Below are 18574 nucleotides of genomic sequence, written 5' to 3' on the forward strand. Positions count from 1 at the left end.
CCGAGGGTCAGGCCGCTTGGCAAGCAGATTGCCGCATTTGATGCGTCCGCGGCGGCACAGCGGCCAGAAATTCGTCGATAGACGCCGCCGCGATACCCCGCTTGGCCAGATGGTCGAACACCGCGCCCCACCAGCGGTAAAACATCTCCAGATCATCCGCACTGCGCACATAAGGCGTGTGTCCCGCTTCCAGCGTCGGCGAATGAAAGCTGAAATTGAGCACGCGCGCCCCGTCCTCGATCAGCGCGTCGATGGCGGCTATCGTAGCGCCAATGCCGATCCCTTCGGGCGTCAGCGGTATGCGCGAAAGCAATCCTGCGCGCGAAAGCCCACCGGCGATCCGGCCCAGCCCTTCCGTCGCGCGAAACAACTGCCCCCCTACCCCGCGCAGCCGCCCGACAAAGGCGGTCGAGAGCGGAAGTTCGACCAGCGCGCGCGTCGGCCCCGCCCAGTAAGGCTCAACCGGCAGCCCATGAAAGTTGGGACCATGCTGCCCCGAATAATCGAAATGGCTGCGCACCGAACTGTCGAGCCGAAACCCTGCCTCTTCCAGCAGCCGCGCACTATTGGGACCGACCCCATAGCGCCCCGCCCGATAGACGGTTGGCCGCATGCCGAACGCCATTTCGAAACGCGCGCACAGCGCTTCCAGCTTCGCCTTCTCCACCGCTTCGGGCAGGAATCCGACATAGCTGTTGGCCGCATTAACTTCCTCGACATGCGGCGGATTGACCCACGGATGCAGATGCGCGCCAATGTCCGCTGCACCATCGGCCAGCCATTGCGCCATCATTGCCGCAGCCGCCGGATCATCGATCACCGGATAATCGGTAACGTAGCAAGGCTTCACCCCCGCCTGCGCGAAAAAGGCCTGCCCCCGCGCCATCCCCGCCAGCGCCGTGACGCCATGCCCCGTGCGGCTGAACGGCGCATCCCAGTCAAACTCTTCTTCCGTATCCACAAACAGCATGAACCGCGTGCCGAACGCCTGATCGAGGGCAATGCGATCCTCGGTCGACGGCGCGCGCAGCAGGCCGCCGTCATGGGGCGAATGGAGACTGGAGGGATCGGTCATGTCCCGCATTTTAGGGGCAAATGGTTGCCAGAGCGTTGTCAGGTCGCGCCTGTCTCGCGGTCCGCCTTGCCCGCCGCTGGCAAGGTAAGCCGAAAGCGATCCGCTTCGACTTCCAACGCACCACCGCTGCTCATAGCGAGGCTACGGATCAGCCGAAGCGAGAAGCCCAGCCCTAGCAAAGGCGCATCGGGCCAATTCTGATCCTCGGCGGCGAAACCGGGGTCCAGCAACGTGGCTTCGTCCATGCCGGCGAGTGCCGAAGGACGGTCCATCGCCAATATGATCTGTCCGCCATCCGCTGCGGGCCGGAACCAGCATGCTCCCGTGACTGCTTCGTCCGGGCGCGCCACGGACAGCAGCATCCGCAGCAGGTGCTGGATCATGCGTTCGCCCTGCACTGCATCGACTCGCACAGGCGGCACGTTGCGCGCCACGGCGATGTCGATCCGCCGCCCTTCCTCGCCCGCGCCATAGTGCGTTGCGATCTTGGCAATGAGCAGCGCGGTATCCACCGGCTCGGGGGTGCCGCCAATGTCATCGCGCGCGACTCGCGCCGCCAGATCGAGATCGTCGAACGCGGTCAGCAAATGCCTTGCATCCGCAACGATCTGCCCCGCCATATCCCGATATTCCACCGGCGCGGGGCCGAACAACTGCTGCTCGATGATCTCGGCAAAACCCAAAATCGCATTAAGCGGCGTGCGCAGTTCATGCACCAGTTGCCGCACCGAATCCCCCGAAAGCCCGGCCAACGGCGACATCGCATCCCCATGTGAAGACAGCGCCGATACTTCGTGCAGATGCGGTCGCCGCGCCTGCCCGCGATAGCCCTGAAACCGCCCCGACTGAGGATCGAAAAACGGAATGGCGGACAAGCGCCATTCCCCGTCCATGTCGCCGCCGACGATAGTAAAGCGCCCGTTCTGGAACCCGCCACGCTTGGCGAACGCGCCCGACACATGCGCGTCCGGCCCGCTGCCACCGCTTAGCGCAGGCGCGCCGATGCCCAGCCCGATCAGTGCTGCGCGTGGCCCCTTGTCCACCCAGATGACCGTGCCTTGCGCATCTGTCTCAAACGCGAAGGCGCGCACGGGATCGCTGGCCGACGCGACATCCTCGACGGGCTTGGGCTTGTGGCTGCTCGTGAATTGCTCGATCCGGTCGACCAGGCGGCGAATCTGGCTCTTGTCCTCTGCCGTTTCCGCAAGATCCGGCTCGGTCCGATACAATGCGCTAAGCGACGTTTCGACCGACGCAACGGGCGCTTCCTCCACCATCTCCGGCGTCAGCAGCATCGCGTGATTGTCGTCGCCGATCACCAGATCGCTCTTGCCGAAGCTGTCGAGCGCCCGCCGCGTCACCGGACCGACGTCGCGCCGTCCACGCAGCACGCCGCGCGCCGTCGGCCCCAGATGCGGCAGTAATTCGGGCCACAGCGCATCGGGCAATCGCGCCCGCGCCATCGCGGCGGCACAGATGGAGGGGCGATCCTGCGCAAAGAAACGGATCAAAGTCGGCGAAGACAGTCTGGTCCCCAGCTCGACCACCGAAGCGATTCGCTGGGTCTCGCTCACTGCACTGCGCAACTGCTCCATGCGCGCGACCAAGGTATCGCGTTCCTCGATGTTCAGCCCACTGCGGTCGGCGCGGTCCCGCTGCGCCAGCAAATCGACGCATTGCCGCCATAGCGTCACGGCTCCGCTGCCTTGCCCGTCGGCGGCCAGCACCGTCTGCATCAGATCGTTGAAACGCACATTGCTCCCCGTCGGCTCAGGCCGCGTCATACTATGAGCGCAAAGGATTAATGCTCCGACACCGAAAGGAAAAGGGGGCGGCGGCCATTCATTTGCTGTCGTCGCATAGTGGTACAATTGCATTGCGCTGAAATATAATTATTATATGACGCACGAACCGGAAAGGAAATTAGCAGCACATGGCTGGCGTGAACATCGACGACATCGACATGCAGATTCTTGCGGAGTTGCAGGATGATGGCCGTATGACCAATGTCGAACTGGCGCGCAAGGTCGGGCTGACCGCCCCGCCATGCCTGCGCCGCGTCCGCGCCCTCGAAGATGATGGCGCTATCAAATCCTATCACGCCGTCGTCGATCCTGCGACCCTGGGCTACACCATCACGGTGTTCGCGATGGTCAGCCTGAAGAGTCAGGCCGAAGCGGACCTGAAAGCGTTCGAGGATCACGTCGCCGCGCTCCCCGAAGTGCGCGAATGCCATATGCTGAACGGAGAGATCGACTTCATCCTGAAGGTCGTCTCGCGCGATCTCCAGTCGTTCCAGCAATTCCTGACATCGAAGCTGACGCCCGCGCCCAATGTGGTGAGCGTCAAGACCTCGCTCACCATCCGCACGTCGAAGAACGCGCCGGGCGTGCCGCTCCGTTAATCCACTTCCTCCGGCAGCAGCTCGGTGTCGATCTGCGCCTGCATCGCGGGGGCATAGCGCGTCCCTGCCACCGCCCCCGGCGTAAAGATCGCATCGACCGCCGCCAGCGTTTCGGGCGCGAAGGTCATCGTCGCGGTTGCCAGATTCTCGTCCAGATGCGCGATGCTGCGTGTGCCGGGGATAGGCACGATATGCGGCGCGCGGGACAGCACCCATCCCATCGCCAATTGCGCGGGCGTAACCCCGGCCTCTTGCGCCACCGCATTGTACTGCGCCACCAGCGTCAGATTATGCGCCAGATTGGGCGCGACAAAGCGCGGCATCCCCAACCGTATATCCCCCTCCACATAATCGTCCGACGTAATCGCCCCCGCCAGCATCCCGCGCGCCACCGGAGAGAATGCCACGAAGCCGATGCCCAGTTCCCGGCACGTCTCCAGCACTGCGATTTCGGGATTGCGGACGCAGGGCGAATATTCCGCCTGCACCGCGGCTATCGGATGCACGCCATGCGCCCGCCGGATCGTCGCTGCCGACATTTCGGACAGGCCAATCGCCCCGATCTTCCCCGCTTCCTTCGCTCGCACCAGCGCACCGACCGACTCCTCGACCGGCACGTCCTTATCCAGCCGATGCATGTAATACAGATCGATATGCTCTGTCCCCAGCCGCGCCAGCGCCTGATCCAGCGTCTTCGCGATAGCCTCGGGTCGCCCGTCCAGCCCACGCTTGCCATCGTACAGATCGAGCACGCATTTGCTCGACAGCGTGAATTCCGCGCGGCGATGCATCACTGCCTTGCCGAGCAGTCGCTCATTATTCCCCCCGCCATACAGCGCAGCGGTGTCGAGCAACGTCACGCCCGCGTCCAGCGCATGATTGAGCAGCCGCACACCGTCCTCCTCAGACGGCGGCACGCCATAGGCATGGCTCAAATTCATGCAGCCAAGGCCGACGGCCGAAACGGTGAAGGGTCCAATCGTCCGGGTGGGGAGTGTCATGCCAGTCCTTATGTCCGCGTGCTTCCCCGGCCAGATACGCCCTGCCCTGCCGCGTTCAAGCCCTTTTCGCCGATCCGAACCGATATGGCCTTCGCCCGCTGCATCCGCTAACCCTGCGGCACAAAGCATGGAGCAAGGATGAACATGGCCGGACGCTATTTCGATCAATGGCAGGTGGGCGACACCCTCACCCACGAAATCCGCCGCACGGTGACGGAGACGGACAATCTCCTCTTCTCCACCATGACGCACAATCCGCAGCCGCTGCACCTCGATGCAGAGGCCGCCCGCGCGTCGGAGTTCGGGCAGATCCTCGTCAACGGCACCTTCACCTTCGCGCTGATGGTCGGCCTGTCGGTGGGCGACACCACGCTCGGCACGCTCGTCGCCAATCTGGGCTATGACAAGCTGGTCCACCCAAAGCCCGTCTTCCTCGGCGATACCCTCCGCGCCGAAACCGAAGTCACCGAGGTAAAGGAAAGCCGCTCCCGCCCGGACGCAGGCATCGTCACCTTCACCCACCGCCTCCGCAACCAGCGGGACGAGATCGTCTGCCAATGCCTGCGCATGGCGCTGCTGAAGAAAGCACCCACCGCATGAGGCTCCGCGCGCTTCTCTTCGTCCCCGGCGACCGCCCGGAACGCTTCGCCAAGGCAGCGGCCAGCGGTGCCGACGCCCTGATCCTCGATCTGGAGGACTCGGTCTCCGCCGCGAACAAGATCGCCGCCCGCGACGCCATCGCCAGTTGGCTCTCCGCCCCGCGCACGATCACCACCTTCGTCCGCATCGACCCCCTCGACAGCGGCATGGCGCAGGCAGACCTCGACGCCATCCTAAGCGCCCGCCCGGACGGCATCATGCTGCCCAAGGCGGAGGGCGCAGACAGCGTCCGGCATCTACTGACCCTGATGGGCGACAAGGCCGTCCCCATCCTCCCCATCGCCACAGAGACTGCCGCCGCCGTCTTCACGCTGGGCACCTATCGCGACGTGTCTGCGCATCTGGCGGGGCTGACATGGGGCGCGGAGGATCTGCCCGCCGCCATCGGTGCCGCCACCTCCCGCGAAGCCGACGGCAGCTATACCGATCCCTATCGCATGGTGCGCAGCCTCACCTTGTTCGGCGCCCATGCCGCCGGGGTCGCCGCCATAGAGACGGTGTTCCCCAACATAAAGGATCTCGACGCCCTCGCCGCCTACGCCGCCCGCGGCCGCCGCGACGGCTTCACCGGCATGATGGCCATCCACCCCGCCCAAGTCCCCATTATCAACACCGCCTTCACCCCCAGCGAAGCCGACCTGGCCCACGCCCGCGCCATAGTCGCCGCCTTCGAAGCCAATCCCGGCGCAGGCGCGCTGCAACTGGACGGCAAGATGATCGACGCGCCGCATTTGAAGCAGGCGATGGCGGTATTGGCGGGGGTTTGAGGGAAGTGTCGATAGAACCGCACATTGGCAATAATTGAAGGGGAAGCGTATAGAGGCTTTGTGTTCAAGATATTTCGAAAATTGCTAGGGTTTCGTTTGGCCGATAAGAGCATCGACGTGCCGACAACCGACGAAATTATAAGGCATCAATATGAAGCTGAAGATAGAATTAAGCAAATAAAAGGGGAAATCAAAGATGGAGGAAGACCTTATCGAAACCGCTTCCGTTTATGACTTTTTATATGTGGATCATGATCGAATTGGTCTACTTTTATCACAGTTTAGTTCCGATGGTGTGTTGACTGAAATCGTAAGAGAGAGTGCAGAAGGAACCGGCGCTAATCGAGCTATTGATATCAAAATTGTCAAAGTCGGTTCATCAGAATCCGGAAGTACGGCTTTAAATAGGCGGTTCAACGCCCGATGGCTTGTACCTCTTCTGTTTCTCGATCAGGCAAAAGAACTGTTAAAACGCGATATATCTGAGGCAGATCTCGGAAACTTAGTTTTGGCGACTGGTACACTCTGTCTTTTGAATACAGACACTCTACAAACTTTATACAAAAGCCCAAATCTTCAGAAAATCGCAATGAGAAAAGCCAATGATAATGCGAAAGAAGCGAAGGAGACGTTCAATCGCGAGACCGCACAGGTGGAACTCGACGCAATGGCGAGCATGGAACCTCAAGTTCAGATGCATCTGTTTCGATCTGATGCACCCCGTCTGTGGGCCACCTTGCGACCAGATGGTTTAATTATGCCTCCCGCAGAACTTAATATGAAATATGGAAATTTAATCGACGGTAATTGGAACGTCGTAGGCATCTTAGATGCTCACACAGGTCTTCATTCCAGCGAAACGCTTGAAGCACTATCTGGCCGTTTCGAAGGCCAAATTTTCCTGCAAGAAGCGATCGCACTAGGCCATGGGCTACGCACTACCTACGGGCGACCTGCGGACGCTTATGGGATGACCCCCCTTTTGGTGTTTCGCGCTATCGCATGATTGGCACCTGCAGCAATCGCAACGGGCAAACGGAACACCTACAGTGACGGATCATTAGGAACTTTAATTTGCAAGTGCAGACAACATTCCCCTGTCCTACACGCACCACCCTCCGCTAAACCCCCGCCCGTGCTTAGCCCGTTGCCCTGCACGAAGTCCTTGTTCCGCGTATCCCCTCTCCCCCGTGCGCTCATGACGCATAAGGCGAGACAGCCAGGCGGCAATTTGACTTCACTATGTGCATTCTGGCGACATTCGTGGCGCACAACCGGGACCGCAGCGCCCTGATGCTGCCACAACATTTACGTCTATCAGGCGGGGAGCCTGTGGCTGGCCTGAGCTTATGCGGCGAGGGAGAAATGCGATGACTTTATGGGCGCGTATCACCGACACGGCATTTTACCTACCCCCACAATCCACCGTGTTCCTGCGAAGGCAGGAACCCAGTAAAAGTGCAACCTCAGCGCATGGAGAGATTACTGGGTTCCTGCCTGCGCAGGAACACGAAAGCGCGCGTGTCGGGCGTCAGCACATTCCATTCCCCACCCACCCCGGAACAGCCCAATGGGTAGTGACGTAGTGAGGCTTTTGAGGCTTTCCGCGCAATTCTCCGCCCAAACCCCGCCTCCGCCAGAGGGAACGCTCGCGGGTCAGGATCGTCTATAGCGATCAGGCAAGGATGGGCGGCGAATGACATGATAAGCGATGCGGACAGAGCGTGGATGCGGCAGGCCATCGACCTGGCGACCGGCAAAGGCAGCGCGCCGGAGGATACGCCGATTGCCGCCATCATCGTGCTGGACGGACGGGTTCTCGCCCGCGCCGTCAATCAGACGGAGGAACTCTGCGACGCGACGGCCCATGCGGAGATGATGGCCTTCCGGGGCGCGGGCAAAGTGCATGGCGACATGGATCTGCGCGGTGCCACGCTCTATTCCACGCTCCAGCCGTGCGGCATGTGCACCATGGCGTCGATCTGGGCCAAGGTAGGCCGCATCGTCTATGGCGCGGGCCGCGATGACGTCCACCGCATGTATTTTGAGGATCACCATCTCGACACGATGGACTTCATTCAGGACGCCTGGCGCGACGATCTGGAACTCGACGGCGGCTGCCTCAGGGAAGACTGCGCCGCGCTGTACTTCGGGCCTGACGATGATGTGCCGATAGAGATGCAGGGCAATGTGTGAGCGGGAATGGCGATAATTACGAGTCAAGCGAATGGTCTCACCGTTCCCCGCCGTGTTCCTGCGAAGGCAGGAACCCAGTAAGAATGCAACCTCAGCGCATGGAGAGATTACTGGGTTCCTGCCTTCGCAGGAACACGGAAAACACGCGTGTCGAGCGGCCGGGAGGCTTCACCCCTCACCCACCCCGGAACAGCCCCAATGGGTGGTGACGTAGTGAGACCTTTGAGGCTTTCCGCGTAATCCTCCGCCAAAACCCCCATCCCACACCCACGAAAGAGGGCGCCGGAGTTTCCCCCGGCGCCCTTCCCTATCGCATAAGGCGAAAGCCTTAGCCGTCGTTGCGGGTGTCGCGACGTTCGGCGATACGTGCGCGCTTGCCGGTGCGGCCGCGCAGGTAATACAGCTTCGCACGACGCACCACGCCCTTGCGGACCACGGTGATCGAATCGATGTTCGGCGAATAAAGCGGGAAGACGCGTTCCACGCCTTCGCCAAAGCTCATCTTGCGCACGGTGAAATTGCTGCCCATGCCCTTGTTCGAACGCGCGATGCACACGCCTTCATAGTTCTGGACACGGCTACGTTCGCCTTCGACAACCTTCACGCCAACGCGCAGGGTGTCACCGGGGCGGAAATCCGGAATGTCTTTGCCAAGAGCCGCAATGCTTTCGGCCTCGATCTGCTGCAGGAGGTTCATGCCCTCTTTTCCTTCGTCTGTCGTTGCGCGCCAGAGGGCGACTGGTCCCGAACGTCACTGTGACGTTCCCAAAGGTCCGGCCGCCTTAACCGTGTATGATCCTCGGCCATGGCTTGGCGCCATGCCGCGATCTTCGCATGATCCCCCGATCGCAACACTTGCGGGATCGTGCGCCCTTCCCAATCATTGGGTCGGGTATAGTGCGGATATTCAAGGAGGCCGCTTTCGAAGCTCTCCTCATCCCCACTGGAAGCCGCGCCCATTACACCGGGAAGCAAGCGGATGCAAGCGTCCAGCAGCACGATCGCCGCCGTCTCTCCACCGGACAGAATATAGTCCCCGATCGACACTTCGCGGATGGGCCGCGCCTCGAACAGGCGCTCGTCCATTCCCTCGAAGCGGCCGCACAGGATCGTGACGCCGGGGCCGCCCGCGATCTCCCGCACCAGCGCCTGCGTCAGTGGCTCTCCGCGCGGCGTCATGGCCAGCACGGGCGCGTCCGGTTGTCGCGCCATCGCATCGTCCACGGCCCGCGCCAGCACGTCCGCGCGCATCACCATGCCCGCCCCGCCGCCCGCCGGGGTATCGTCCACGGACTTGTGCTTGTCGGTCGCGAAGTCGCGGATCTGGATCGGGTCGCACGACCACGTGCCTTCGCCCAGCGCCCTGCCCGCCAGCGACGTGCCGAGCGGTCCGGGGAACATCTCCGGATACAGCGTCAATATCTGCGCGGCGAATGTCACGACGATTTACGCGGACGCGCCCGCAGCCATCCGGCCAGCACGCCGCCGCCCATGCACAGCGCACCCATCACCAGCATCCCGATGCCCATCGCCAGCAGCCACCCGGCGAAGTTGCCCTGCGGATTGCGCAACGCAGGCAACAGGAACAACAGCGGCGGCGCAATCACCATCGCCGCACCCGAAGCAGCCTTCAAGCGCCAGTCCCACCGAATGACATATAACCGCCACCCGATAACGACGAATATCGCCATATAGAGATAAGGCATGATCTGACCGAAGCTGCTCATAACGTCCAATTCTCTGTACGAAGGCCGGGGATATCCGCGAAATCGTCTTCGTTGTTGGTGACCAGACTCATATCGAGGCTCAAAGCATGTGCCGCAATGAGGCGATCGAAGCGGGATCGTCGGAAAGGAAGCGCGCCATATAAACGCGCCGCTGCTTCATCAAAGTCACGGACGGGAATTTGCGCGATCATTGCCTTCAGATCGGGCGCATCGAAAACATCATCGCCATAACCCACCGCAATTTCAGCAAGCGTAATCGACGAGATAAACAGGGAGCCGGCCGGTTGATCACTAACCCGCGCAGCCAATTTGGGCGAAGCATCATTCAGAAGATAGATGCAAATGTTGCTGTCGAGCAAAAAGGCAGATTCAGGCATCGCGATTCAGCAATTTGCCTTCCCAGTCCAGTTCCCGTTCTTCGAATATCCGATCCTCAGGAGTCAATGGCTTGAGCCAGGGCGCCTTACCCGCGAACTTGCTGATATCTATCTTCCGGCGCGGAGCATCCGCCAACTCGAAGATGAACTTGCCCTGTTCCTCGCGCAAACGCATTTCCGCGCCTTCGGTCAAACCCAACCCTTTGGGCAGACGCAAAGCCAGGCTGTTGCCCGATTTGAAAACTTTCGCCTTATACTCTTCGCCCATCGCGAGCCTCCGTATATACGGCAAGTATATACTAAACGATGAACAGCGCGTCAATGACGGCCTTGTCCTCGCCAATATCCACGGCCTTGATCGGCACCATGAAGCGTTTGGCTGGTTTGCTGTCCAGCGGCGGGCGAGGACGCTCGACTTCGATGATGTCGCCAGCGCCGAAATTCTCGACCGCGACGATCCGGCCCAATTCTTCGCCTTCGGTCGATATGCATGGCAAATCGATCAGGTCGACATGATAATATTCGCCTTCCGGCAGTGGCGGCAAAGCGGACCGCGCGACGGTCAGAGCCGTACCGCGTAACCCTTCGGCTGCCGTGCGGTCACCAATTTCAGCGAAACGCGCGACTGCGCCATTGGGACCGGGGCGGATCGTCTTCAACGTCAGCACCCGGTCGCCAATCGCAAAGCTCTTATATTGCTTGAGGCTATCGACCCCTTGCGCAAACAGCTTCAGGCGCACCTCGCCCGTCACGCCATGCGCACCGATGATGGCAGCAAGGGTGACGGGACGATCGGACAAGGCTTAGCCTTCCGCCGTTTCTTCGGTCGCTTCAGCAGCTTCTTCTACCGGTGCAGGTGCCTTGGCGGCTTCCTCGGCGGCCTTCTTGGCTTCTTCAGCTTCGGCCAGCTTGGTGGCGCGTTCTTCGGCGCGTTCCGTGGCCTTCTCGCCCGGCTTCGCCTTGTTGGGGTTGTTGCGTGCAGCGCGTTCCAGAACACCAGCGGCATCGAGGAAACGAGCGACGCGATCGCTGGGCTGCGCACCGACCGAGATCCAGTGCTTCGCACGATCGGCGTCGAGAACAACGCGCTTCTCATCGTCCTTGGAAAGCAGCGGGTTGTAGCTGCCGATACGCTCGATGAACTTGCCATCGCGCGACGAGCGGCTGTCGGTCACGACGATCTTGTAATAGGGACGCTTCTTGGAGCCGCCACGCGACAGACGAATTGCAGTTGCCATAAAATTCTACCTTACCTTTCTTGCATTCAAATCAGTGTATTAAAGTTATTTCTTCATGAACTTGTCGAAACCGGGGGGCAGCTTCGGCATGTCGCCACCCGGCAAACCGGGCATGGCGCCCGCTCCGCCCATGCCGCCGGCACCGCCGCCGCCGAGCAAACCGCCCATGCCGCCCCCGGCGAACATCTTGCCCAGCCCCTTCAATCCGCCCATCTTGCGGATCTTCTTCATTGCGCTTTCCATTTCCTGATGCATCTTCAGGACACGGTTGACTTCCTGCACCGTAGTACCGGACCCTTTGGCAATGCGGATCTTGCGCTTGGCGTTGATCAGCGCGGGGCGCGATCTTTCCTTCGGCGTCATCGACGTCAGAATGGCATCCATATGCACCAGCGTCTTGTCGCTGGCGCCGCTCTGCGCCATCGCCATCTGCGCTTTCTTGAGGCCCGGGATCATGCCCGCCAGCGCACCAAGCCCACCCATGCGCCGCATCTGGCCCAGTTGCGCGCGCAGATCGTCGAGATCGAACTGCCCCTTGGCCATCTTCTTGGCGAGCTTGTCGGCTTCGTCCGCGTCGATACTTTCCGCAGCGCGCTCGACCAGGCTGACCACATCGCCCATGCCAAGGATACGGCTGGCAACGCGACCGGGGTGAAACACCTCGATTGCATCGAGCTTTTCGCCGACACCGGCAAATTTGATCGGCTGACCTGTGACGGCACGCATCGAGAGCGCCGCACCACCGCGCGCATCGCCGTCCATGCGGGTGAGCACCACGCCGGTCAACGGCACCTGTTCGGTGAAGTTCTTCGCGACGTTGACGGCGTCCTGACCCGTCAGCGAATCCACCACCAGCAAGATTTCATGCGGCGTTGCGATGTCCGCAACCGCCTTCATCTCGTCCATCAGCGCCTGATCGACATGCAGGCGGCCAGCGGTGTCGAGCATGACGACGTCGAAGCCCTGCAGCTTTGCGGACTGGAGCGCGCGGCGAGCGATATCGACCGGCTGTTGCCCTGCAATGATCGGCAACGTCGCCACGCCGCACTGCTCACCCAGCACTGCCAACTGCTCCTGCGCCGCAGGACGCTGAACGTCGAGCGACGCCATCATGACCTTCTTGCGGTCTTTTTCCTTCAACCGCTTGGCAAGCTTGGCCGTTGTCGTGGTCTTGCCCGATCCCTGCAGACCGACCATCATGATGACAGCGGGCGGGGTCACGTCGATCATCAGGTCGACCGTGTCGGACCCGAGCATCGCGGTCAGCGCATCGCTAACGATCTTGACGACCTGCTGTCCCGGCGTAACCGACCGCAGCACATTCTGGCCGACAGCTTCTTCGGTAACCTTATCGACAAAATCGCGAACCACCGGAAGCGCGACGTCTGCCTCCAGCAGCGCGATACGCACTTCGCGCATGGCGCCACGCACATCCGATTCGGTCAGGGCGCCACGGCCCTTCAGCTTGTCGAATACGCCGCCTAAACGATCGCTCAGTGAATCGAACATGCAAACCTCACATTCGGGGGAAAGCCCCGAAAACCCACATTATCCCAAACGACAAATACGCCGGTGGGCGAAACCTCGCCAACCAGCGTTATCCTTCGGGCCGTTCACGCGGAACATCATGGCTCATCGGATTTGTCAGGATATCGACAGGACTAGCCTGCCAATGTTGAGCTGCCTGTACCCCAGCAGGCCCCTAGTTGCAAGCCGATCCCATACGGCCTCCCGCAATTGCGAAAGAGTTTACCCCTTCTCAATGCATTTCGCGCACACTCCGCCGCAAAGGGGATCAGCAGCATTATGGACGCGCCGCAGCCGGGAAATATGACAGGCTCAAAAGACAAGACGCAACAGGATTTGCTCACGGGCGGAATCCTCTTTGCGGCGGCGCTGCTGTTCGTATTCAATGGCAGCGAAGCGATCGGTCAGGTGATCGCGGCCTTTGCCGGCTTGGGCGCCGGCGTAGAAGAAGTGCTGACGATCGCTGTGTTGCTGAACGTCGCGCTGATACTGTTCGGTTATCGCCGATATCGCGATCTTCAGAAAGAGGTGTCCCATCGCGCAGCCGCCGAGCAACGCGCGAGCACGCTTGCGTCCATCGATCCGCTTACCAATTTCTTCAATCGGCGCTCCTTTCAGGAAAAATGCACGGCGATGATCCACGATGCCGGTCGCAGCGGTAAGACCGTTGCGATAATGCTGCTTGATCTCGACCACTTCAAAACGATCAATGACATCCATGGACATGAAGCAGGGGATGTCGTGCTGAAGATCGTGGCAGAGCGGATGTCCAAAATCCTCCCGCCCAGTTCCATCGCCGCCAGGCTCGGTGGCGACGAGTTCACCTGCGCATGTACATTCGACGATGGTCAGGGCGAGATGATCGAGAGGATCGCCGAAGACATTGTCGCTGCCATGACACTGCCGATTAGCCATGATAACCGCGAGTTGGCGATCAGCACCTCTCTGGGCATTGCACGGTCCGATACCGATGGCGACACCATCGACGTTTTGATCCGCCGTGCCGATATCGCCATGTACGCCGCCAAGAATGCGGGACGCAACCGCCACAGTTGGTTTGAACCTGCGATGGAAGAGGTACTGCAACATCGCAACATGATCGAAGGCGGCATGCGCGGTGGCATAGCCGCCGGAGAATTCGTGCCTTATTACGAACCGCAGGTTGAACTGACGTCGGGCAAACTGCTCGGTTTCGAGATGCTGGCCCGATGGGAAAGCCCTAGCCTGGGCATTGTTCAACCGGACATGTTCATTCCGATTGCCGAAGAAAGCGGCATGATCGGCGAATTGTCTTTCGCTGTGATGCGGCGCGCCTTTACCGATGCGCGCAACTGGGACCCCTCTCTGACTCTGTCCGTCAACATCTCCCCTTCCCAATTACGCGACCCGTGGTTCAGTCAGAAAATCCTCAAACTCCTTCTGGAGACCGGATATCCCGCCAACCGGCTGGAAGTCGAAATTACCGAAAGCTGCCTGTTCGAGAATCTGGACCTCGCCAAGGCCATCGTCCAAAGCCTCAAAAATCAGGGCATTCGCGTTGCGCTTGACGATTTCGGAACGGGATACAGCTCGCTTGCACATTTGCGCGCCTTGCCGTTCGATCGGATCAAGATCGATCGCAGCTTCGTAACTGCAATGGGCGACAATGGCGAGAATGCGGCTATCGTGACTGCGATAGCCCGGCTGGGCGAAAGTCTGGGCCTGCCTGTTACAGCTGAAGGCGTCGAAACGCTCGCGATTGAAACGCAACTGCGCGGCCTGGGTTTGGCCAAGGGGCAAGGATGGCATTTTGGAAAGCCGATGACCGTAGAACAGACTCGACGCATGCTGGCTGACCGCAACATGCTTCCTGCCCACGAAGCGCATTTACCCCGGACAGAAATATCTGCCGACGAGCAAAATCGCCTGGCTGGATAACAGACTTCAAACGACGTTCGATGGACAGCCCTGCTCATCATCCCTACATGGCGGGGATGAACGGTCGTTTCTCCAAAATGCATGGTCTGGGCAATGATTTCGTCGTGATCGACGCACGAGATGCGCCTGTTGCCATGCCAGCAAGCCGCGCCCGCGCCATTGCCGATCGCCATGCGGGGATAGGATGCGATCAGCTCATCGTTATCGAACCGTCGGATGCTGCCGATGTGAAGATGCGGATATTCAATGCAGACGGAAGCGAAGTCGAAGCCTGCGGCAATGCGACGCGCTGCGTCCCCCTGTTCTTGGGCAAGGACGTTTCCATCGAAACCAAGGGCGGCTTGCTCGACGCGCGCCTGATCGAAGGCGGCGCTATCGTCGACATGGGCGTCCCGCGCTTCGATTGGGACCAAATTCCACTCGCCTACCCAATGGACACGCGCGACATGCCTGTCGGATGGGAATATCTTGCTGACCCGAGCGCGGCAAATGTGGGTAATCCGCACATTGTCTTTTTCCGGCCCGGCATGGATATGGCCGAAGCGGCGCGGCTCGGCGCTGTGATAGAGACCGACCCACTTTTCCCTTCGCGTATCAACGTCAACTTCGCTGAAGTCGAAAGCCCCGACCGTATCCGCCTGATCGTCTGGGAGCGCGGTGCGGGCATCACGCGCGCGTGCGGCACCGGCGCCTGCGCCACAGCGGTAGCCGCCATACGGCGCGGCCTTGCAAAAGGTCCGGTGACGGTGGCGCTACCTGGCGGTGAACTGACCATCGACTGGCAACCTGGCGGCAGCATATCGATGCGCGGCCCCGCGGCGCATGTATTCGACGGAGAAGCCGACTGGAGCCGCTTTTGAGGAGCGCGGGACCGCAGCTCATTACATTGGGTTGTCGCCTCAACATTGCCGAGAGCGAGACGATGCGGCAGCTTGCGGGACCGCAGGACGATCTCGTCATCGTCAATAGTTGCGCCGTGACCGGCGAAGCTGTGCGCCAGACCCGTCAGGCCATACGCCGCGCCCGTCGCGACCGGCCGGATGCGCGGATCGTCGTCACAGGCTGCGCAGCGCAAACCGATCCTGCCATGTTCGCCGCCATGCCGGAAGTCGACCGGGTGATCGGCAACAAGGAGAAGTTTGAAGCAGAGAGCTTCGTTACGTCCGCCACAGATTTTATCGGAGAGGCGGAAGACCCCAAAATCCACGTCTCCGACATCATGGCCCTGCGCGAAACGACACCGCATATGGTGAGCGGCTTTGCCGACCGGGTGCGCGGTTTCATCGAAGTGCAAAATGGCTGCGACCATCGCTGCACCTTCTGCATTATCCCCTACGGACGCGGCAACAGCCGGTCCGTGCCAGCCGGCGCAGTCATCGACAAGATAAAGGCGCTGGTGGATAGCGGTTATCGCGAGATAGTGCTGACCGGCGTGGACGTGACGAGCTATGGTCCGGACCTCCCCGGCAATCCGACGCTAGGCCTGTTGGTTGAGCGCATCCTGAAGCATGTTCCCAATCTGCCCCGCCTCCGCCTTTCCTCGCTCGATAGCGTCGAAATCGACGACTGCCTGTTCAACCTTATCGTAGGTGAGCCGCGATTGATGCCGCACCTGCACCTTTCACTGCAGGCCGGTGACGACATGATCTTGAAACGTATGAAGCGTCGGCACACACGGGCACAGGCCATCGCCCTCGTCGATCGTATTAAAAGTCGACGCCCGGACATTGCTATCGGGGCGGACATCATTGCAGGATTTCCCACCGAAACCGACGCGATGTTCGCCAACAGCCTAGCGCTGGTTGAGAACTGCCAAATCGTCCACGGTCATATCTTCCCTTACTCTCCCCGCAGCGGCACCCCAGCCGCCCGAATGCCCCAGGTCAACGCCACAATCGTCAAGTCCCGCGCTGCCAGGCTGCGCAGCGCTTGCGAGGATCAGCGTCGGTCATGGCTGCGCAGCTTAATAGGCACACGTCAGGACGTGCTGATCGAACGCAGCGGCATGGCCGGTCATGCAGAAAGCTTCGCGCCTGTTGCGCTGGCCCGGCCCGCCACACCGGGCGAAATCCTTCCGGTCTACGTTACAGCGCTTGAGAATGGGCGCCTGATCGCGCAAGAGGCTCCCCATGAGTGAAACGAGCTGGCGCGACCGTCTTTTTGGCGGTCTGAAGCGCACATCCGATCGCCTTGGCGACAATCTGACCGGGCTGTTCAGCCGCGCCGCCCTCGACGAGCAGACGCTCGACGAGATCGAGGAAGCGCTGATCATGTCCGACCTCGGCCCTGCCATGGCCGGTCGCATCCGGGAGCGTCTTTCCGAAGGACGGTTCCACAAGGAACTGACCGAGGAATATCTGCGCGAGATTATTGCGGAGGAAATCGAGAAGGTGCTGGCCCCTGTCGCCCGCCCGCTTGAGATCGAAGCCTTTCCCCGCCCCCAGGTGATCCTCGTCATCGGCGTCAACGGATCGGGCAAGACCACCACGATTGCCAAGCTGGCCAATCTGTTCATTGAGCAGGATTATGGCGTGATGCTGGCGGCAGGCGACACGTTCCGCGCCGCTGCCATCGGCCAGCTTCGCGTATGGGCCGACCGTCTTGGCATCCCCATCGTATCGGGCAAGGAAGGTGGCGACGCTGCCGGGATCGTGTTCGAGGCCGTGAAGCAGGCGACCGAGACCGGCATCGACGTATTGATCGTCGATACGGCAGGGCGTTTGCAGAACAAGCGCGAGTTGATGGACGAGCTGGCCAAAATCCGCCGCGTACTGGGCCGTATAAATCCTGCGTCTCCGCACGATGTCGTCCTCGTCCTCGACGCAACCACGGGCCAGAACGCCTTGAGCCAGATCGAAGTGTTTCAGGACGTCGCGGCTGTCACCGGCCTGGTCATGACCAAGCTGGATGGCACCGCCCGCGGCGGTGTGCTTGTTGCCGCTGCAGAGAAATATCGCCTGCCTATTCACGCCATTGGCGTTGGTGAGAAGATCGAAGACCTGCGCCCCTTCGATGCTGCCGACATGGCGCGCGCCATCGCAGGAACCGCTTATGCCCGCTGACAATTCCGCTCCGGCAACCAAGCCAGCGCATAACGGCACGCTTAGCCTACTACTGGATTTTGGGCCGCTTCTTGCCTTCTTCCTTGCGTATAAATTTCAAGGCGTGATCGTAGGCACCGGCATATTCATGGCGGCGATTGCTGTGGCGGTGATCGTGTCGAAAGTGAAGCTGGGCAAGGTTTCCCCAATGCTCTGGCTCTCGGCCATCCTCGTATTGTTTTTCGGTTCGCTTACCATCTATTTCCACGACCAACGCTTCATTCAGATCAAACCGACGATCATCTACACGTTCTTCGCGCTCATGCTGTTTGCGGGACTGGCGCGGGGCAAACCGCTGCTCAAATATCTGCTGCAGGCAGCCTATGACGGTCTATCCGAAGAGGGATGGCAAAAGCTGTCGCGAAACTGGGCATTTTTCTTCGTTTTCATGGCGCTGCTGAACGAGGGGCTGCGGCACTTCCTCACATTCGATACCTGGCTTTCGGTCAAGGTGTGGGGCGTTACGGCTATCTCGTTCCTGTTTGCTGCGGCCAATATCCCCATGCTCATGCGACACGGCCTGTCCGTGGGCGAGAAGGTCGACAGCGACGAAATCGGCGAGACTACTCCGCCCCAAGGATAGC

The 18574-nt window shown here is 60.7% G+C and carries 21 protein-coding genes; 10 read left to right on the forward strand and 11 right to left on the reverse strand.

Annotation, left to right across the window (positions count from 1 at the left end; genetic code table 11):
• Nucleotides 1–7 precede the first annotated feature (7 nt).
• Complete coding sequence (locus QMG56_RS06535; protein WP_281821775.1) at nt 8–1075, reverse strand: polysaccharide deacetylase family protein; 1068 nt, start codon at nt 1073–1075, stop codon at nt 8–10.
• 38 nt (nt 1076–1113) lie between these two features.
• A complete protein-coding gene (locus QMG56_RS06540) occupies nt 1114–2859 on the reverse strand; it encodes a HAMP domain-containing sensor histidine kinase (RefSeq protein WP_281821776.1) in 1746 nt (581 codons plus the stop codon).
• A 149-nt stretch (nt 2860–3008) separates the two neighbouring features.
• Between QMG56_RS06540 and QMG56_RS06545 the strand changes: the two genes are divergently transcribed.
• On the forward strand, nt 3009–3479 hold the full coding sequence (locus QMG56_RS06545) for an Lrp/AsnC family transcriptional regulator (protein ID WP_230188723.1): 471 nt from the start codon (nt 3009–3011) through the stop codon (nt 3477–3479).
• On the opposite strand, the gene QMG56_RS06550 is transcribed toward QMG56_RS06545, so the two are convergent.
• A complete protein-coding gene (locus QMG56_RS06550; RefSeq protein WP_281821778.1) occupies nt 3476–4480 on the reverse strand; it encodes an aldo/keto reductase in 1005 nt (334 codons plus the stop codon). The genes QMG56_RS06545 and QMG56_RS06550 overlap by 4 nt on opposite strands.
• 144 nt (nt 4481–4624) lie before the next feature.
• On the opposite strand from QMG56_RS06550, the gene QMG56_RS06555 reads away from it, so the two are divergent.
• From QMG56_RS06555 to QMG56_RS06570, 4 genes are all read left to right on the forward strand, one after another.
• Nucleotides 4625–5080 (forward strand): MaoC family dehydratase, encoded by a 456-nt coding sequence (locus tag QMG56_RS06555; RefSeq protein WP_281821779.1) that lies wholly within the window; start codon nt 4625–4627, stop codon nt 5078–5080.
• Nucleotides 5077–5907: a CoA ester lyase gene (locus QMG56_RS06560; RefSeq protein WP_281821780.1), complete on the forward strand. Its 831-nt coding sequence runs from the start codon at nt 5077–5079 to the stop codon at nt 5905–5907. Before QMG56_RS06555 ends, QMG56_RS06560 begins: the two co-directional genes overlap by 4 nt.
• Before the next feature lie 196 nt (nt 5908–6103).
• Nucleotides 6104–6913 (forward strand): hypothetical protein, encoded by an 810-nt coding sequence (locus QMG56_RS06565; protein WP_281821782.1) that lies wholly within the window; start codon nt 6104–6106, stop codon nt 6911–6913.
• 695 nt (nt 6914–7608) lie between these two features.
• Nucleotides 7609–8103: a nucleoside deaminase gene (locus tag QMG56_RS06570; RefSeq protein ID WP_281821783.1), complete on the forward strand. Its 495-nt coding sequence runs from the start codon at nt 7609–7611 to the stop codon at nt 8101–8103.
• 328 nt (nt 8104–8431) lie between these two features.
• Here the strand turns inward: QMG56_RS06570 and rplS are convergent, their stop codons facing one another.
• Genes rplS through ffh form a run of 8 tightly spaced genes read right to left on the reverse strand, consistent with a single transcriptional unit; the run spans nt 8432 to nt 12954 of the window.
• A complete protein-coding gene (gene rplS / locus QMG56_RS06575) occupies nt 8432–8800 on the reverse strand; it encodes a 50S ribosomal protein L19 (RefSeq protein WP_230188718.1) in 369 nt (122 codons plus the stop codon).
• Nucleotides 8797–9543 (reverse strand): tRNA (guanosine(37)-N1)-methyltransferase TrmD, encoded by a 747-nt coding sequence (trmD, locus tag QMG56_RS06580; RefSeq protein WP_281821785.1) that lies wholly within the window; start codon nt 9541–9543, stop codon nt 8797–8799. The genes rplS and trmD overlap by 4 nt, the downstream gene beginning before the upstream one ends.
• Entirely contained in the window at nt 9540–9830 is a 291-nt protein-coding gene (locus tag QMG56_RS06585) for a hypothetical protein (protein WP_281821787.1), read from the reverse strand. Before QMG56_RS06585 ends, trmD begins: the two co-directional genes overlap by 4 nt.
• Entirely contained in the window at nt 9827–10207 is a 381-nt protein-coding gene (locus tag QMG56_RS06590; RefSeq protein WP_281821788.1) for a type II toxin-antitoxin system VapC family toxin, read from the reverse strand. The genes QMG56_RS06585 and QMG56_RS06590 overlap by 4 nt, the downstream gene beginning before the upstream one ends.
• Nucleotides 10200–10475 carry an AbrB/MazE/SpoVT family DNA-binding domain-containing protein gene (locus QMG56_RS06595; RefSeq protein WP_281821790.1) on the reverse strand — a complete coding sequence of 92 codons (276 nt, stop codon included), beginning with the start codon at nt 10473–10475 and terminating at the stop codon, nt 10200–10202. Before QMG56_RS06595 ends, QMG56_RS06590 begins: the two co-directional genes overlap by 8 nt.
• A gap of 31 nt (nt 10476–10506) precedes the next feature.
• The gene (rimM, locus tag QMG56_RS06600; RefSeq protein WP_281821791.1) at nt 10507–11007 is read right to left on the reverse strand and encodes a ribosome maturation factor RimM; all 501 of its coding nucleotides are present in this window, start codon (nt 11005–11007) and stop codon (nt 10507–10509) included.
• 3 nt (nt 11008–11010) lie between these two features.
• Nucleotides 11011–11445 carry a 30S ribosomal protein S16 gene (gene rpsP, locus QMG56_RS06605; RefSeq protein WP_281821793.1) on the reverse strand — a complete coding sequence of 145 codons (435 nt, stop codon included), beginning with the start codon at nt 11443–11445 and terminating at the stop codon, nt 11011–11013.
• 45 nt (nt 11446–11490) lie between these two features.
• Nucleotides 11491–12954, reverse strand: coding sequence for a signal recognition particle protein (gene ffh, locus QMG56_RS06610; RefSeq protein WP_281821794.1), 1464 nt, complete (start codon nt 12952–12954; stop codon nt 11491–11493).
• Nucleotides 12955–13275: 321 nt separating this feature from the next.
• Between ffh and QMG56_RS06615 the strand changes: the two genes are divergently transcribed.
• The 5 genes from QMG56_RS06615 (at nt 13276) to ispZ (ending at nt 18573) form a co-directional block, all read left to right on the forward strand.
• Nucleotides 13276–14889, forward strand: coding sequence for a bifunctional diguanylate cyclase/phosphodiesterase (locus tag QMG56_RS06615; RefSeq protein WP_281821795.1), 1614 nt, complete (start codon nt 13276–13278; stop codon nt 14887–14889).
• A gap of 56 nt (nt 14890–14945) precedes the next feature.
• Nucleotides 14946–15749, forward strand: coding sequence for a diaminopimelate epimerase (gene dapF, locus QMG56_RS06620; RefSeq protein ID WP_281821982.1), 804 nt, complete (start codon nt 14946–14948; stop codon nt 15747–15749).
• A 62-nt stretch (nt 15750–15811) separates the two neighbouring features.
• Complete coding sequence (gene mtaB, locus QMG56_RS06625; RefSeq protein ID WP_375713655.1) at nt 15812–17026, forward strand: tRNA (N(6)-L-threonylcarbamoyladenosine(37)-C(2))-methylthiotransferase MtaB; 1215 nt, start codon at nt 15812–15814, stop codon at nt 17024–17026.
• Nucleotides 17019–17951 (forward strand): signal recognition particle-docking protein FtsY, encoded by a 933-nt coding sequence (gene ftsY, locus QMG56_RS06630; protein WP_281821797.1) that lies wholly within the window; start codon nt 17019–17021, stop codon nt 17949–17951. Before mtaB ends, ftsY begins: the two co-directional genes overlap by 8 nt.
• On the forward strand, nt 17941–18573 hold the full coding sequence (gene ispZ, locus QMG56_RS06635; protein ID WP_281821798.1) for a septation protein IspZ: 633 nt from the start codon (nt 17941–17943) through the stop codon (nt 18571–18573). The genes ftsY and ispZ overlap by 11 nt, the downstream gene beginning before the upstream one ends.
• Nucleotide 18574: the final 1 nt, after the last annotated feature.

This window comes from Sphingobium sp. BS19, assembly GCF_027925545.1.
Lineage (GTDB): Bacteria > Pseudomonadota > Alphaproteobacteria > Sphingomonadales > Sphingomonadaceae > Sphingobium.